15 protein-coding genes are annotated in these 14872 nt (G+C 63.9%); 13 read left to right on the top strand and 2 right to left on the bottom strand.

The features are described 5' to 3' along the window. Positions 1-196 precede the first annotated feature (196 nt). The 11 genes from NV348_RS23920 to NV348_RS23870 all read left to right on the top strand — a co-directional run bounded on the left by NV348_RS23920 (position 197) and on the right by NV348_RS23870 (position 10275). Entirely contained in the window at positions 197-601 is a 405-nt protein-coding gene (locus tag NV348_RS23920; protein ID WP_127516366.1) for a hypothetical protein, read from the top strand. A 149-nt stretch (positions 602-750) separates the two neighbouring features. Then, complete coding sequence (locus NV348_RS23915) at positions 751-1074, top strand: hypothetical protein (protein ID WP_127516364.1); 324 nt, start codon at positions 751-753, stop codon at positions 1072-1074. A 59-nt stretch (positions 1075-1133) separates the two neighbouring features. Then, entirely contained in the window at positions 1134-1292 is a 159-nt protein-coding gene (locus tag NV348_RS23910; protein ID WP_447148852.1) for a hypothetical protein, read from the top strand. A 172-nt stretch (positions 1293-1464) separates the two neighbouring features. Then, a complete protein-coding gene (locus tag NV348_RS23905; protein WP_098086764.1) occupies positions 1465-1986 on the top strand; it encodes a DUF8176 domain-containing protein in 522 nt (173 codons plus the stop codon). Positions 1987-2169: 183 nt separating this feature from the next. Then, the gene (locus tag NV348_RS23900; RefSeq protein ID WP_098086763.1) at positions 2170-2781 is read left to right on the top strand and encodes a DUF5753 domain-containing protein; all 612 of its coding nucleotides are present in this window, start codon (positions 2170-2172) and stop codon (positions 2779-2781) included. Positions 2782-2888: 107 nt separating this feature from the next. After that, positions 2889-3680 carry an SAM-dependent methyltransferase gene (locus NV348_RS23895; RefSeq protein ID WP_098086762.1) on the top strand — a complete coding sequence of 264 codons (792 nt, stop codon included), beginning with the start codon at positions 2889-2891 and terminating at the stop codon, positions 3678-3680. 189 nt (positions 3681-3869) lie between these two features. Further along, positions 3870-5225 (top strand): hypothetical protein, encoded by a 1356-nt coding sequence (locus NV348_RS23890; protein ID WP_127516359.1) that lies wholly within the window; start codon positions 3870-3872, stop codon positions 5223-5225. Between the two features lie 10 nt (positions 5226-5235). Continuing rightward, a complete protein-coding gene (locus NV348_RS23885; protein WP_098086760.1) occupies positions 5236-5925 on the top strand; it encodes a class I SAM-dependent methyltransferase in 690 nt (229 codons plus the stop codon). Beyond that, a complete protein-coding gene (locus NV348_RS23880; RefSeq protein ID WP_172964595.1) occupies positions 5922-6845 on the top strand; it encodes a glycosyltransferase family 2 protein in 924 nt (307 codons plus the stop codon). The genes NV348_RS23885 and NV348_RS23880 overlap by 4 nt, the downstream gene beginning before the upstream one ends. Before the next feature lie 74 nt (positions 6846-6919). Beyond that, positions 6920-9526 (top strand): valine--tRNA ligase, encoded by a 2607-nt coding sequence (locus tag NV348_RS23875; RefSeq protein ID WP_253805110.1) that lies wholly within the window; start codon positions 6920-6922, stop codon positions 9524-9526. A 194-nt stretch (positions 9527-9720) separates the two neighbouring features. Then, positions 9721-10275: a GNAT family N-acetyltransferase gene (locus tag NV348_RS23870; RefSeq protein WP_098086757.1), complete on the top strand. Its 555-nt coding sequence runs from the start codon at positions 9721-9723 to the stop codon at positions 10273-10275. Between the two features lie 710 nt (positions 10276-10985). Here the strand turns inward: NV348_RS23870 and NV348_RS23865 are convergent. Further along, on the bottom strand, positions 10986-11630 hold the full coding sequence (locus NV348_RS23865; protein ID WP_098086756.1) for an NUDIX hydrolase: 645 nt from the start codon (positions 11628-11630) through the stop codon (positions 10986-10988). A gap of 277 nt (positions 11631-11907) precedes the next feature. Between NV348_RS23865 and NV348_RS23860 the strand changes: the two genes are divergently transcribed. Next, complete coding sequence (locus tag NV348_RS23860) at positions 11908-12033, top strand: hypothetical protein (RefSeq protein ID WP_256385959.1); 126 nt, start codon at positions 11908-11910, stop codon at positions 12031-12033. A gap of 296 nt (positions 12034-12329) precedes the next feature. On the opposite strand, the gene NV348_RS23855 is transcribed toward NV348_RS23860, so the two are convergent. Then, positions 12330-12548, bottom strand: a complete 219-nt coding sequence (locus NV348_RS23855) for a beta/alpha barrel domain-containing protein (protein WP_098086755.1) — start codon at positions 12546-12548, stop codon at positions 12330-12332. Between the two features lie 218 nt (positions 12549-12766). On the opposite strand from NV348_RS23855, the gene NV348_RS23850 reads away from it, so the two are divergent. Next, positions 12767-14725, top strand: a complete 1959-nt coding sequence (locus NV348_RS23850) for an ATP-binding protein (protein WP_098087167.1) — start codon at positions 12767-12769, stop codon at positions 14723-14725. The last annotated feature ends 147 nt before the right edge of the window (positions 14726-14872 follow it).

The raw sequence follows: 14872 nt of genomic DNA, 5'->3' as shown, positions 1-14872 counted from the left end.
GAGTGTAGTCGGCAAACGCAACGCAGCGAGCGCGTTGTCATCGCCCTAATCTGCCCCATAACTTGCCCTCTTCCTGCCGCTTTCGACGCTGGATGCTTGGACGTGACCTACCCAATTGCAGCAGGTCCACTCCGGCTACCCGAGTCTTCGAGCAGCGGTCGAGTGTGACACCCGCCGGGCCCTACCAGGGGGATTGATGAGCAGGACGATCCTGAACCACGCCTCAGAAGATGGGCCGTGCTCCCAGTCCCAGTCGCCTGATAGCGGTCCGATTTCCCAGTACCAACGCGATCAGAACACCGATTGCGTGCCCGACCGCGAAGTCGTCGCATGCGACGGCCCTTCGTTGCGCGAGCCCGTTCCCGTGCCTTCGACATCCAGCCTGTCCAGTCAGCATCGTGAGACTCAGGGCCGACAAACACTGCTGGATAGCATCGCTGACCTCGAAAACGCCGGTCTGGTCTGCGCCGCCGCTCAGTCTTCGCCGGGATGCGATGACCACTCGCTCGCGATCGAGGCATACACCCTGCCCGTTCCCAAGCCGACGCCTGCCGTTCTGACTCGGGTGTTCGAGGCGATGATTCAAGACGGGTGGTTGTAATGTCCCAAAGCGCTTCTCCGGCTGCTGCCTTCGCCGAGACACCACGCTCTCGCTGCGAGTTCTACCGTCGCATCTGCTCGCTGCCCACAGTGGTCGACCCTGACACGGGACGGATCACGATGCAGGCAGGGAGGCTAATCGGTGCGGTAATGATGCTCGCTCAGCGCGTCAAGACCAGCCTCGACGTGCGCGGGGTTGCGCCGCTTTCCATCATCGGCCACCCCCGGGCGGATATGTGGACCTTCCTGGTTAGAGCCGATCTGCGCCCGATCGATGACCCTGCCGTTGTCGCGCAGTTGTGGCAGGCGCGCGTCGTGGTCATCCGGGACGGAGACATCGCCTTGCCCTCCCCCGTCCCAGACTCGTCGATGATCCGCACCTGGATCTCGCCGGCAACCGGGACCTTCCGGCCTTCGGGCGAAGTAGTGATCGAGTGCGCGCGAGCCTTCCTGCCCAGAACGGCTCGGCGATGAGCTCCGACAGCAGGCGGTCGCCGCGTCCGGACGAACCCGACGTTCGTCTCACGGTCCTGATGTCCAACGTCCGAATGGAATTCGCTGCCTGTATCACCGCCGCGCTGGTGTTCGTCTGCGACGTGGCTGCCCACCGCCCTGGAACCGTCGCCGTATACCCCGGCCGGTGCACCGGATTGCCCCGGCTGCCCAACGAACGCCTCTACCTCCAGCCCTGACGCCTGTCGTCATGGCCCCGACCAACCCGAATGGCCTCCGCACGTGACCCGGCGAGATACCCGAGACGTCTCACCCGGTCGTGGCCCCGTGCCGAGGCGGCCCCGGAGTTGTTTCCCGGCGACTCCGGGGCCACCCCCGACAACCCGCCCGAGCCAAGGAATCCCCATCCCCATGTATGCCAAATTCGACACCACTGCCACGCCTCGCTCACACAACCGCCGCTGGATCGCTGCGACGGTACTCGGCACCCTCGCAGCCCTGACCACGATCGCGATCGTGTCCGCGCCCGAGAGCACCGCGGGCTCGCCCACCTTCACCTGTGCCGAGATCACCTCCCCATCGGGTGTGGTGACCGGCTTCGGGCCGGGTAACACCGAAACCGGCCCTGGCGCGATCCTGGGCTTCAACTACGCCTACTACGTACAACGCTCTGCCGAGCAGGCACGCCGGTTCCTCACCGACGACGCCCTGCTCCGCTCTGGTGACCGGTTGCAGGCCGGGATCGACGCGACACCGGCTGGCACCCACCACTGCGTCACGATCTCCCCCTTGGTCAGCCTCGGCGACGCCGACCTGTGGGCGGTCACCGTCACCGAATACCACCCCGACCGCGAGCCATTCGCACCGCGCCAGATCATCACCACCCGCAACCTCGACGGGACGACCCGCATCAGCTCCATCGCCCGCGCCTGACCACCCGAATACCTCGGGTCGTTCCCTGGCCGGGCACCCGGCCGGTCGACCCGAGGGTGGGGAACCGCCCCCGGAGGCACGGCCCCGGCACCTCCGGGGGCGCTACCCCAATACCCAGCAACCACTCCCGGTGGACTTCCATCGGCCTACCGAACCACCGAAAAGCAGAATAGAGGTTAGATCATGTCCTACTCCAGCTGGTACGACGCCACCGACAACACGGGTCTGGAAACGTTGCAGCGCAGCCTGATCGACATCGAAGCCGAGACCAAATACCAGCGCAGCCACAGCCCCGAGATCCTGCCCGGTCTGGTGCAAACCCTCGACTACGCCCGCGCGATCCTGACTAAGTGCAGCGCCGCCCTCGGCCTGCCCGACGACAGCGAGGCGACCGCGACCGCACGGATGCAGCGCCAGGCCGTGCTCGACGCCCCCGGGCACCGCTTTCACTTGCTGATCGGTGAGGCTGCGCTGCGGCGCACCGTCGGCAGCCACGCGATCATGGCGGCGCAGATCCGCCAGCTCGGCGACATCCTGACCACCCGCGACAACGTCGAGATCGGCATCATCCCTCTCGACGCCGAATTCATCGGCCAGGCCGACAACTTCGTCATCCACGACGAAACCGCAGTCGCGATCGAGACCGTGACCGGATCGGTCGAGACCACAGGCGCGGACGAGATCGCCCTCGCGCTGCGCACCTTCGACCTGCTCGCTGACCAGGCCTTCTACGGCGAGCACGCCCGCGCCCTGCTCGACCGTGCCCTGGCCGAGCACATCGGCCCCGGCATCTGACCACCTGACCCGCTGCCCGGGCCCGACCGCCGCTCGGCCGTATCCCTCGTCACGGCCAGAACGGGTCGGGCCCGGCAGCCCCCTTCTCATCACGGGAGTTGTTCGACATGGCCGATCTTGGCGTCGCGCTACGTTACGACGTGCCCAGCAGCGCCCGTGTGGTCAACAAGCTGCTCGGCGGCAAGGATAACTACGACATAGACGGTGTCGTCGCCGCGACAGTGAGCAAGAGGTTCGTCGTCGCGCTGCGCGAGGCGCGACGGTTCCTGCTGCGCGCGGTCCATGTCCTCAGCACCGAACACGGTGTGCACCAGTACGTCGACCTCGGCTGCGGGATGCCGCTGCCTCCGGACGTGGGTGATGCCGCTACGCACCGCGGCGAGACCGGGCGCGTTCTCTACCTCGATCACGATCCGTTGGTCGCCGTCTACGCCCGCGCCCTGCTCGAACGCAGCCTGGACCGCCGCTTCGCCCTGGTCGACATCACCGACACCGCCGCCGTTCTCGACCAGATCACCGGGTTCCTCGACCTCGACCAACCGATCGCGTTGTGTCTGTCCGGCACCGCTGAACTCCTGCCCAACGCGACTGACGTGCTCACGGAACTGACCAGCGGACTCCCAGCGAACACCTGGATCATCTTCAGCCACCTCACCGACGACGTCTTCAGCGTGGAAGTCCGTAGATCGGCCGAGAACCTCGTCCGAAACGGGCTCCCTTATCAGCCGCGCGACCGCGCAACGGTGACCGCGATGCTCGACCGCTACGAGTTACTGCAGCCCGGCCTGGTCGCACCGCACCACTGGCGGCCAGACATAGGCGACCTGGCACATCAGGCCTTTCACCCACCGAAGTACGACCTCAGCGCCTACGCCGCCGTTGGCCACCGTCAGAGCTAGCCGAAGGAGCGTCAGCCACTCCCACGAGCGAGACCTTCCGATTTGTCGTTCGCCCCTCGGCGCGGTGATCGGACGTTCAAGCCATCACGCTTCACACCCTTCAACGCCCCACCGGCACGCAGACGCCGTTGGTGGCCCACCTACCAGGCGACGGACATCGAGAACCGCCGCGTGAGAATGGAGGACTCGATGAGCATCCACCAGCTGGTCGTCATCGGATACGACGAGATCGTCCGCAACAAGTACATGCCCGTGATCAAAACGGCAATCGACGAGGGCCATCTTGATTCCTGGTCGCTGATTGACCTCGAATCCGAGCGTGAGGTGATCGAGGCTCGCCTGCTCGGCGCCGATCCGCAGCCGCGCATGAAGTTCTTCGTCCAGGCCGATCGAGGCGATCGCGCACTGGCTCTCGATTCCGCACTCACCGCGCTGCGATTCCTGCGGGTTCCCGGGCTGCCGATGTTGGCCTACATCGCCACCGAGGTCGGTTCGCACGAGCCGTATCTGCGCCGCTGCGTCGAAGAGGGCATCGCCTCGCTGGTGGAGAAACCAGTCCTGGCTCCGATGAACGCGGGCGCATTCGATCCCACCCAGATCTCGTCAACCATGTCCGAGCTGATCGCAGGCGCCTCGGCCAAGCGGTCACGGCACTCGGTGATGACGTTGAGCCGCTATCACAGCATCTACAACGATCGGCTCATCGCACCACTACGGGAACGGATGCTCGCCTGGCGGGCGCCGGTGACCTCGTTCCACCTACGGGCCGCAGGTGGTGTCTGGAATCTCGAGCACGAGTTCGTCACCCGCGACGACCACCCCTACCGGTACGGGTACGGGATGCTGATGCACGGCAGCTACCACTACATCGACCTCGCCGTGCAGGTCCTTGCACTCAACAAGCTGCTCTTCGCTGGTCGGCCGTTGCGGTTGCAGATCAGCTCGTTTGGGGCGTTTCCCGCCGACCAAGGCAGCAGGGTGTCCTCGCGGGCGACGAAGTTGCTCGGCGGCCACGCGAAATGCGCTGTGCTGCGACGTGAACCGCGACGCTTCGGCGAGACCGACATCACCTCGACGTTCCGGCTCGTCGATGCCGACACTGACGCCACAATCACCCTGGGCACGCTGTCCTTCGAGCAGACGACACCATCGATCCGGAACTGGTCGACCTTTCCGGACGGGGTGTACAACAAGAACGGCCGGACCAGCAGTGTCGATCTGGAGGCCCAGCTCTCAACGCTGTACTCGGTCCACGTTCACTGCTACGACGTCCCCCGGGGCCCCAACGCCGACAAGATCGGCGCGGTCGCCGAAATCCTCACCCGCGCAAACGCCTCGCTGCTCACCGCCGACGAATACGTCACCCGCGAGACCTTCGACGGACTCTTCCACAGCGACAGCAACCGCGCCCTGATGCAGAACTGGTTGCGCGGCACCGAAACTCGCAGCCGCCTGCAAGACCACTACCTGCCCATGCGCGTCACCGAGGCCCTCGCGCTATCGCTACGGATACCCGGCCAGATCGTGGAAGTCGACGGATTCTAGGAGCAAACCTATGTGCACAGAACGCTCGCAAAAGGAAGTCACCGCCTTCTATCTCGCCGCGCTGTCAAGCCACGCGGCAACGGCCGAGCGCTTGTCGGCACCAGTGTCCGACCGGTTCGCCGGATTCCTGAACGCCCTCGATCCGCACACACCGCGAACCGCGCTCGACCTCGGCTACGGCATGGGCACCTACACCGTCGCCCTGGCCCGCGCCGGTTTCGACGTCGTCGCCGTCGACCAGGTCCCGACGGAGATCATGCGCACCCGCCTGGTCGGCCCCGACGACTGGGCCGACCGGATCGAACTGGTCCAGCAACGCATCGAGAACTACCCCGTGCGACAACGATTCGGAGTCGTCATAGCCAAGGACGTCCTGCACTACCTACGACAGGACCAGGTCCGCGAAATCCTGACCCGCTGCGTCCAGCGAGCAACCGTTGGCACCGGTCACTTTCTCGAAGTGTTCACCGACATCACGCGCACCGACAGGCAGGGCCGCCGGGTACTGATCGAAAACGAAGCCGCCTACACCGCCGACACCTTCCGCACCACCATCGAACGGCTCTACCACGGATGGAGCTGCCACATGAGCCTGACTCGGCACTGCGAACGCAACACCGACTCCCCCGGCAACTACTTCGAGGCCAACAAGATCACCGTCCGCGCCTACCGCACCACCAACAACCAGGTCCGCTCATGAGCCGAAATACGCTCGGGCTCACCGTGATCGTGCCCTGCTACAACACCGGCAACTTCGTGCGCGAAGCCGTCGAATCCACACTCCGACAACGGCTGTCGTTCCGCGGCGAGGTCGTGGTCATCGATGACGGAAGTGACGACCCAGACACCCTGGCCAGCCTCGATGCATGTTCGGCCTTGCCTGAGGTTCGCGTGGTGCGACTCGGCGAGAACCAGGGGGCGCAGGCGGCCCGCAACGCCGGGCTGGATGCTGCCCAATACCCGTATGTCCTTCCGCTTGATTCCGACGACCGACTGGCGGACGACACCACGCTCCTCGCTACTGGCAGCTACCCGGAACGGGCAGTCCGGCTCTTGGAGTCCGAGCCCGATCTAGCATTCGTCCACACCTACTCCCAGATGTTCGGCACCTTCCAGGGCCTGACGATCTCGGCATACCCGTGCCGCGAAGAGCTACTGGTCCGCAAACACCACGCGCCGATGTCGATCGTGTACCGGCGCGCTGACGCCCTCGCCGCGGGCGGCTACGACCCTCGGATCCGCAAATGGCAGGACTGGTCTTTCGCCATCGACCTGCTCGCCGCCCGGCACCGGCGCGGCCACCCGAACACGATCGCGTGCATCCCGGGCCCATTCCACGAATACCGGGTGCACGCCCGATTCGCGCGCCTGTCGGTCGCTCAGGTCGATGAACTCCAGGCGGTACGCCTCACCGTCGAGAAGAACCTCGACTACTTCCAGACGATCCTCGCCGACAACCGGCCCGCCGCCGAACTCGCCGGCTTCGTCTGCGCGAGCAAACCCGACCGATTGACCGATCTACTCCACATGGCCGCAGTCGACCTCGACCAAGCCCTGACCCTCGCCCGGGGCCGCAAAGCCACCCTGGGCAGTCCCATCAACGTGCTGGGGATTCCATGACCGAGCCCAACCCGAACCCGACTCCGACCGGCGGCCGTGAAAGCATCGATGCTCAGCCAATATGCTGGTCCACCGTGACCGAAACCCACCGCACAGACAGCATCGACCCCACCACCCTGCCGACGACCTTCGTACCGGTAGAACTAGAGGGCGAACTGTACGTACGGTGGGTAGACAACGGCTACTTCACAGCCGACGCCGCCAGCGACAAACCCGCCTACGCCGTCGTCATCCCGCCACCGAACGTCACCGGCCGCCTGCACATGGGCCACGCCTACGAGCACACCCAGATCGACGCCATCACCCGCCGCAAACGCATGCAGGGTTACGAGACCCTGTGGCAGCCCGGTATGGATCACGCGGGCATTGCCACCCAGAACGTGGTCGAGCGCGAACTCGCCAAAGAGGGACTTTCCCGCCACGACCTCGGTCGTGAAGCGTTCGAGCAACGCGTCTGGCAATGGAAGGCCGAGTCCGGCGGCGCGATCTCCGACCAGATGCGCCGCCTCGGCGACGGCGTCGACTGGGACCGCGAACGGTTCACGATGGACGAGGGCCTTTCGCGCGCGGTCCAGACGATCTTCAAACGCCTCTACGACGACGGGCTCATCTACCGGGCCGAACGCATCATCAACTGGTGCCCGCGCTGCGCCACCGCGATCTCCGACATCGAGGTCGACCACAAGGACCTCGACGGTGAACTCGTGTCCATCCGTTACGGCGACGGCGAGGACGAGATCGTCGTCGCGACCACCCGCGCCGAAACCATGCTCGGCGACACCGCTGTCGCCGTGCACCCCGACGACCCCCGATACCGCGACCTCGTCGGCCGCGAGATCGAACTCCCCTTGACTGGGCGCCGCATCCCCGTCGTCGCCGACGAGCACGTCGATCCCGAATTCGGCACCGGCGCGGTCAAAGTCACCCCAGCCCACGACCCCAACGACTTCGAGATCGGCCAACGCCACCACCTGCCCTCGCTGACGGTGATGGATGAACACGCGATCATCACCGCTCCCGGCCCGTTCCAAGGGCTCGATCGGCTCGAAGCCCGCAGCGCTGTCGTCGCCGCCCTGCGCGCCGAGGGGCGCATCGTCGCGGAGAAACGGCCCTATACCCACGCTGTCGGACACTGCTCACGCTGCGGCACCGTCATCGAACCCCGCCTGTCGATGCAGTGGTGGGTCAAAGTCGCACCGCTGGCCAAAGCCGCCGGTGACGCCGTCCGAGACGGCCGCGTCGCCATCCACCCACCCGAGCTGGCCGGTCGCTACTTCGACTGGGTCGACAACCTGCGCGACTGGAACATCTCCCGCCAGCTGTGGTGGGGACACCGCGTCCCCATCTGGTACAGCTCCACCGGCGAGACCATCTGCGTCGGACCCGACGACACCGCTCCCGAGGGCTGGACCCAGGACCCCGACGTTCTCGACACCTGGTTCTCCTCGGCCCTGTGGCCGTTCTCGACCATGGGCTGGCCCGACCAGACCGAAAGCCTCGCCAAGTTCTACCCGAACACAGTGCTGTTCACCGGGTATGACCTGCTGTTTTTCTGGATCGCCCGCATGATGATGTTCGGGCTCTACGCCACCGGACAACCTCCGTTCGCCGAGATCGCCCTGCACGGCATGGTGCGCGACAAACACGGCAAGAAGATGTCCAAGAGCTTCGGCAACGTGGTCGACCCGATCGACTGGATGGACGCCTACGGCACCGACGCCCTCCGCTTCGCCCTCGCCCGCGCCGCCAACCCCGGCACCGACGCACCCATCGCCGAAGAGACCGTCGCGGGCAGCCGCAACTTCACCACCAAACTGTGGAACGCGAGCCGATTCGCCCTCCTCAACGGCGCCACCACCAGCGGGCCGCTCCCCCCGGCTGAGGAACTGTCGGTCACCGACCGGTGGATCCTGTCGCGTCTGAACACCGTGATCGCCGAAGTCGACAACTACTTCGAGGACTACCAGTTCGCGAAACTGTCCGACCTGCTGTACCACTTCGCCTGGGACGAAACCTTCGACTGGTACCTGGAACTGTCCAAAGCTGTATTCGCCCAAGGCGGTCCGCCCGCCGAGGCGTCGCGCAGGGTCCTCGGGCACGTCCTCGACACCTTGCTGCGACTGTTGCACCCGCTCGTGCCGTTCGTCACCGAGAAACTGTGGACAACCCTCACCGGCGAAGAATCGGTCGTCATCGCATCCTGGCCGCAAGATTCCGGTTTCCGTGACGCCGGGGCCGAGGCTACGGTGGCTCAGCTCCAGCAGCTCGTGACCGATGTTCGCCGGTTCCGATCCGAGCAGGGTGTGCGCTCTAGCCAGCGGGTGCCCGCCAAACTCGACCTCACCGCGGCACTGGCCGACCACGAGGCAGCCATCCGGCAACTGCTGCGCCTCGATCCCCCGACCCCCGACTTCGATCCCACCGCCACGCTGCCAGTCGGCGATTCACGCGTCAGCCTCGACTTGTCGCAAGCAATCGACGTCGAGGCCGAAAAACGTCGCCTTGAGAAAGAACTCGCCGGCGCACTCAAGGAAATCGAAGCCGCCGAGAAGAAGCTGAACAACGACGCCTTCCTGTCGAAAGCACCCGACCACATCGTCGCTGGAATCCGCCACCGACACCACAACGCTGAGACCGCAGCCCAGCGAATCCGCGAACAGCTCACCGCGCTGCTGGGATAGCCCACGAACCGACAGCCCTCGTCACGTACGAGGGCTGTCGGATGTCTGAGCCATACAACCTTGTCCCAGATGAGCACGAGATCTCTTCAGAACCAATTCGAGTAGACGGCACGATGAGATCCACGCTGCCTGCAGGTTGTCTCCATGCTGAGGATCCGCAGCCGCAGTGTTGATAGTTCGGTACGGTCGCCTTCATGGTGGAATTGCGCTACCTCACCGAGTGCCCGGAGGCTGTCCAATCGAAGGTCCGCACCTGGGCGGGCACCGAGGAGTTCGCGAAGCAGGTTGCGCCGGATTTCGTTCTCGGTTACGAACCTGGAGTCGAAACTGGAGTCCACCTCGGTAATGAAGTTCGTCCCGGAAAATCCAGGAGGCAGCACAATTGGGTCATCTTCGCTGACGATCAACCGGTGGGAGTGGTCTTCGCGTCGATCCAGGACCAACCTGATCCTGATAGCGCTGAGACGGAAGACCCCACCGATTACCCCTGCCTGGGGACAGCGACATACATCGACTTGAGCCACCGTGGTCGTAAGTACGCTTCGGCCTCCAAGCAGGCCATCAGCGAGCATGAGGTCGCCAGAGGGGTGCGATCCTTTCGCTGCATGATCCGCGCCAACAACCCTGACAGCTTGAGTGCCATCGAGAAGGCCGGATACGAGTGCTTCTGGACCGAGCATGTGCCGGGCGAGGCGGACAGGCTGCATTTTCGTAGGCGTATCGAGGGCCGCAGTGACCAGTCCACTTGAGTGTGTTCAGGTCGGCTGGTCACATCGAAGATATAAGAACGCGCCCGACCTGGGACTTTGGACAGCTAGTGAGCGAAGGTGTCATCGAACTGGGTGGGGCAGTGATAGTGGCTACACTCCGAACCCCGACAATCTGAGATGTGCACCCTTGACCCGGCCTCGGGCGAGAAGGGTCGCGGCTGCCGTCCGGACAGGACGGCAGCGCACCCTTGGCCAGCTACTACCGGTCAGGGTCTTCGGGCCTCTCCAGCACGGCTAGATGCTGTTCCCACTTCGCGGCGGGATTGCAGGTGGGTTCAGATTCCAGCGCCGGTTCGTACTGCGGCACCGGCCGAATCACTACGTGCTGGTTTTGTGTCATGCCTGGTTAGACGTGACCGGGTACGAAACGGTTCCCTCGCGTTTCGTCGCGGCCTGTGGCCGCTTCAGCCGACTACCCGGCGAGCACGGTGACCCGGAGAGCGAGCCCGACGCAGCTACCTCGGAACGCGCCCGTTTCAGGGAAGCGAATAGGCGCGTTCGGGCGGGTTTGCATAGACTCAACGCTGGAAGCTATCAACTATGTCAAGCCTTCCGATACCCAAGTAACCCTCACCTTCCTCGACGGGCGGTGGGGGTTCTTGGTATCGCGGATCGCCCAGCAGCGACGAGTCGCGTATCCGGGCGGACTACGGCGGCGGTCGCGATGTAGCCGGGGTGATGACGGTTCGTCAGTCGAACGCAGTTGGGAGTTCTGGCTTGTTCCAGTGGTCGTGAAGAAGGCGGATTTGGGAGTCGAGTACCCGGGTGGTCGACAGTTCGGGCAGGTTGTCGGTGTCGAACCAGCCGATTTCCATGGTCTCGACCGGGCTGGGTTGGCCGTGGGAAACGCTCTCGCACAGGAAGAACAGCTTGTACACGTGGTAGGGAAACGCGGGTTGGTGTCCTTGTACGTCGCGGTCGTGCAGCGCGACGAGTTTGGTGGCGCGCACGTTGATTCCGGATTCTTCCTCGACTTCGCGCTCGACCGCGAGCGACGGGGGTTCCAGGACGTCGCACCAGCCGCCGGGCAGAGTCCATTTTTCGTCGCTGCGGTCGCGGATGAGCAGGATGCGGCCCTCGTCATCGAAGACGCCGCCTCGGACATCGACTTTGGGGGTCATGTACCCGTCTTCGAGGAACACGTTCTTGTGTAGGTTCTCGACGGTGCTGTTGCTGATGAGCGTGAGCAGGTCCGGAGCGATCTGTCCTGCCTGTTCGTAGCGCTGCCGGTCGAAGACGTCGGTGGCGAAGACGAGGCCGTTGTGAGCGAGGGCGGCCAGAGCGATCGCATATTGGCGGATCTGGGCCTCGGCCGTCGGTTGAGCGTTGTCCATACGTGTCCTTCGGTCTGGTCGGCGTTGCGACGTGACGGTTCGACCTCTGTCAGGGGTTCACACGGTAGGTCGTGGACTGGCGTGCGATGAATCCGAGTTGCTGGTACAGGTGTATCGGCTGCGGCTTTCGTCGGCGTCGATGTGAGGTTGACAGTGCGCGCTCCATGGCGCGATGGTCAGCGCAGCTGTGGTCAGTGCTTGTCCAGCACCGGGCTGCGTGAGGCTTGGTCGACGACGACATCTTCGATACGCGCGCAGCCCGGTGGGGATCGAGTACATGACCAATGCCAGCGCGCCGACGATCGTGCCGTCGACGCGTGTGGTGAGCAGCCGCGTCGCCGGTGAATCGATGTCCGGCTCCAGGCGGTCTCGGGTCAAAGGTGCTGCGGTGGCGGACAACTGAGGTAGCAGGGCTGTCAGCGAATCCAGGGGTCTGCTCGTCTGCCTCGGTCACGATGTCGATCACAACCGCCTTGGGCGTGTGTGACACCATGGGCTCGTCCTGTGTTGGGTCACGGAATCGATGCTTCTCGGGCAGCCGAAAGTTCTGGGCTGGAACAGAGTTCGGTTTAAGAGCCGGGCCGGGCCTTGCGTAGCGCGGTGGCATCGGCACCAGGGTATCTGGTGTCGTGCTGGGCGAGCCTGTAGCCGACACGCTTCGGATCACCTCGCTCGTTCGCGTGATTCCTTCTGAGATGTTCAGCGTTTGCGCACGGTGGCGGTGTTCTGGGCGGGTTGAGCGAGGCCCTGGACGGCTGTGGACAGGTCAGCGGCGGTGGAGTTGAAGATCGCGCTGCCCGCGACCAAGGTGTCGGTTCCGGCCTCGATTGTCTGTGGAGCAGTGAGGGCGGTGATGCCGCCGTCTGCGACGAGTTCGACGTTGTCGAGGTGCCGGTTGTGCAGGGCGGCACGCAGCATTCGGATCTTGTCGAGGACGGGGGCGAAGGCGCTGGTTCCGGGCGGCTGGTCATGAGGACGACGAAGTCCAGCCGAGCGAGTAGGGGGCGATGGGCTTGAGGCCGAGATCGGGGTTGAGGACGAGTCTTCTGCGGATGCCGGCCGACCCGCACGCCGCGGTGAGGTCGACGACCGCGCATCTAACTGCGAGGAGCTACGACCTCGGCGATACTACTTCCGTGACGAAACGCTTCCACATTGACGCGCAGGATGACTACGTACTGCGCATCGCACACCGCGACGATCCGGTTCGGGCGGTGATCGAGCTTGTTTGGAACGGACTCGACGCGGAGGCGACCACGGTCAGCGTCGAGGTGGAACCGGACGGTCTTGATGGGGTAGCCCGGGTCGTGATCGAGGACAACGGTCACGGCGTTCCACCGGAAGAGGTGGACACCTACTTCGGCCGGCTTGGAGGGTCATGGAAGAAGACCGCAAAGCTCTCACCGAATACCCAGCGGCGGTTGAACGGCCGCGATGGACAGGGCCGCATCCGAGGTTTCGCGCTCGGAGAGCGCATCAAATGGACTACGACGGCTGTTGACACACCGGGGGATTTAAAACGCACGGTCATCAATGGAAGCGCGTCGGACCCGACCAACTTTTCCACCGACTCACAGCTGATTATCGACGGCGACACCACTGGGACCGTCTTCGAGGCACTCAATCCGCCGAAATTCATCACCCGCCTACTGGCCGACGGAGTTCGTGGCCGACTGACCGCAACCTTCTCAGTATTTCTCACTGAGCACCCTGAAGTCGCAATTATCCTTGATGGTGCCAAGCTCGACCCGAAGGCCGCCGAGCGTACCCGGTTCGAGAAGCCACTTAGTGACTTCACCGACGAGGCTGGACAATCCCCCGTGCTGCGGATAATCGAATGGCATGATTCCGCCGATCGCGCCATCCATCTCTGTGACACCAACGGGATCATTCGGGCGACTTACAAGCCAGAGATACAGACACCCGGGCTGAATTACACGGCGTTCGTAGTGTGGGACCATTTCAATGATCAGCCGGAAGAGGAACTCGCCGCGGGCGAGTTGCACGGCGAAATCAGCGACGTGTTGACGCAGGCGCGGACCGAAATCAAGAAGTATTTTCACGGTCGAGATCGCCAGCGCCGTGCTGAACAAGTCGAGACCTGGAAGAACAACGGCGACTATCCCTACACTGACGAGCCGAAAGACGAACTCGAGCGGATCGAGCGGGAGACCTTCGACTTTGTTGCGACAACCATCGCCCGTAAGCTGCCCAAGCAGGAGGTTGGTCGGCGCAGCACCCTCGCTCTACTCAGAGCCACGGTGTCTAGTCAGCCAGCAGAGACGATGCGTGTGCTTGAAGAGGTCATGCACCTGCCGAAGCCGGAAGTCAAGCAACTCGCGAGCCTGCTCGACCGAACAGAGATCACCGAGCTCATTTCTGCAAATACCAAACTCGTCAACCGTCTGGATTTCCTCAAGGCCCTGAAAGAGATTGTGTTCGACCCCGAGGGGCGCAAGACCGCCATGGAACGCACTCAGCTCCACAAACTCTTGGAGCGAAACACCTGGGTGTTCGGCGAAGAATACGACCTCATGGTGAGCGACAGGAGTCTCGATGCGGTCCTTGAACGACACCTTTCCATGATTCGTGACCCCGAGGACTCCCCGCTCCAACCAGTTCGACGCGACGACGGGTCCGTCGGGATCGTCGATCTTATGCTCGGGCAAACCGGCCGTACGGTCAATCGATCCGAGTACCTAGTGGTGGAACTCAAACGCCCGTCTGTCACGATCTCGGCCAAGGAGGTTGAGCAGATCAAGTCCTATGCTGACGCGGTGACCAGCGATCCGCAGTTCCAGGGACGCAAGTCGCACTGGGACTTCTTGCTCATCTCGACAAAGATACACAGGGTCACCCAGAACGACATCAAGGACAATCCCAAAGGCCTGCTGGCCGACTGGACCCACCTGGACCCACCCGCGCGAATTTGGGTGAAGACGTGGGCCGACTTGATCGACGAGCGTGAAGAGCAACTTCGCTTCTTCAGGGATGCACTAAACTACGACGCTTCGCGTGAGCACGCCATCGACTATGTCAACACCAACTTCCCTGAGCAAGTAGTGCCGCCGACCCTTCGTGTAGCAAACGAGTGACAACACCGCCCAGTCTGCGCGCGCGAACTTGCTGAAGCGCAGCACCACTCTGTAGAGCGGCCGACCTTCAATCGGACGAAACACGACGCGCGCAACCGTCCGCAACCCAAAGACCCGCTGCTTGCAGATTAGACCACCAGCCGTACT

The sequence above is a fragment of the Nocardia fodinahabitans genome (genome assembly GCF_052983615.1).
This window is presented reverse-complemented; position numbering and strand designations above follow the sequence as displayed.

What these genes read in the sequence shown, in the direction of transcription:
- NV348_RS23920 (WP_127516366.1), top strand. Translation starts at nt 197, where the DNA reads ATGAGCAGGACGATCCTGAACCACGCCTCAGAAGATGGGCCGTGCTCC.
- NV348_RS23915 (WP_127516364.1), top strand. Translation starts at nt 751, where the DNA reads ATGATGCTCGCTCAGCGCGTCAAGACCAGCCTCGACGTGCGCGGGGTT.
- NV348_RS23910 (WP_447148852.1), top strand. Translation starts at nt 1,134, where the DNA reads ATGTCCAACGTCCGAATGGAATTCGCTGCCTGTATCACCGCCGCGCTG.
- NV348_RS23905 (WP_098086764.1), top strand. Translation starts at nt 1,465, where the DNA reads ATGTATGCCAAATTCGACACCACTGCCACGCCTCGCTCACACAACCGC.
- NV348_RS23900 (WP_098086763.1), top strand. Translation starts at nt 2,170, where the DNA reads ATGTCCTACTCCAGCTGGTACGACGCCACCGACAACACGGGTCTGGAA.
- NV348_RS23895 (WP_098086762.1), top strand. Translation starts at nt 2,889, where the DNA reads ATGGCCGATCTTGGCGTCGCGCTACGTTACGACGTGCCCAGCAGCGCC.
- NV348_RS23890 (WP_127516359.1), top strand. Translation starts at nt 3,870, where the DNA reads ATGAGCATCCACCAGCTGGTCGTCATCGGATACGACGAGATCGTCCGC.
- NV348_RS23885 (WP_098086760.1), top strand. Translation starts at nt 5,236, where the DNA reads ATGTGCACAGAACGCTCGCAAAAGGAAGTCACCGCCTTCTATCTCGCC.
- NV348_RS23880 (WP_172964595.1), top strand. Translation starts at nt 5,922, where the DNA reads ATGAGCCGAAATACGCTCGGGCTCACCGTGATCGTGCCCTGCTACAAC.
- NV348_RS23870 (WP_098086757.1), top strand. Translation starts at nt 9,721, where the DNA reads ATGGTGGAATTGCGCTACCTCACCGAGTGCCCGGAGGCTGTCCAATCG.
- NV348_RS23865 (WP_098086756.1), bottom strand. Translation starts at nt 11,630, where the DNA reads ATGGACAACGCTCAACCGACGGCCGAGGCCCAGATCCGCCAATATGCG.
- NV348_RS23860 (WP_256385959.1), top strand. Translation starts at nt 11,908, where the DNA reads ATGACCAATGCCAGCGCGCCGACGATCGTGCCGTCGACGCGTGTGGTG.
- NV348_RS23855 (WP_098086755.1), bottom strand. Translation starts at nt 12,548, where the DNA reads ATGCTGCGTGCCGCCCTGCACAACCGGCACCTCGACAACGTCGAACTC.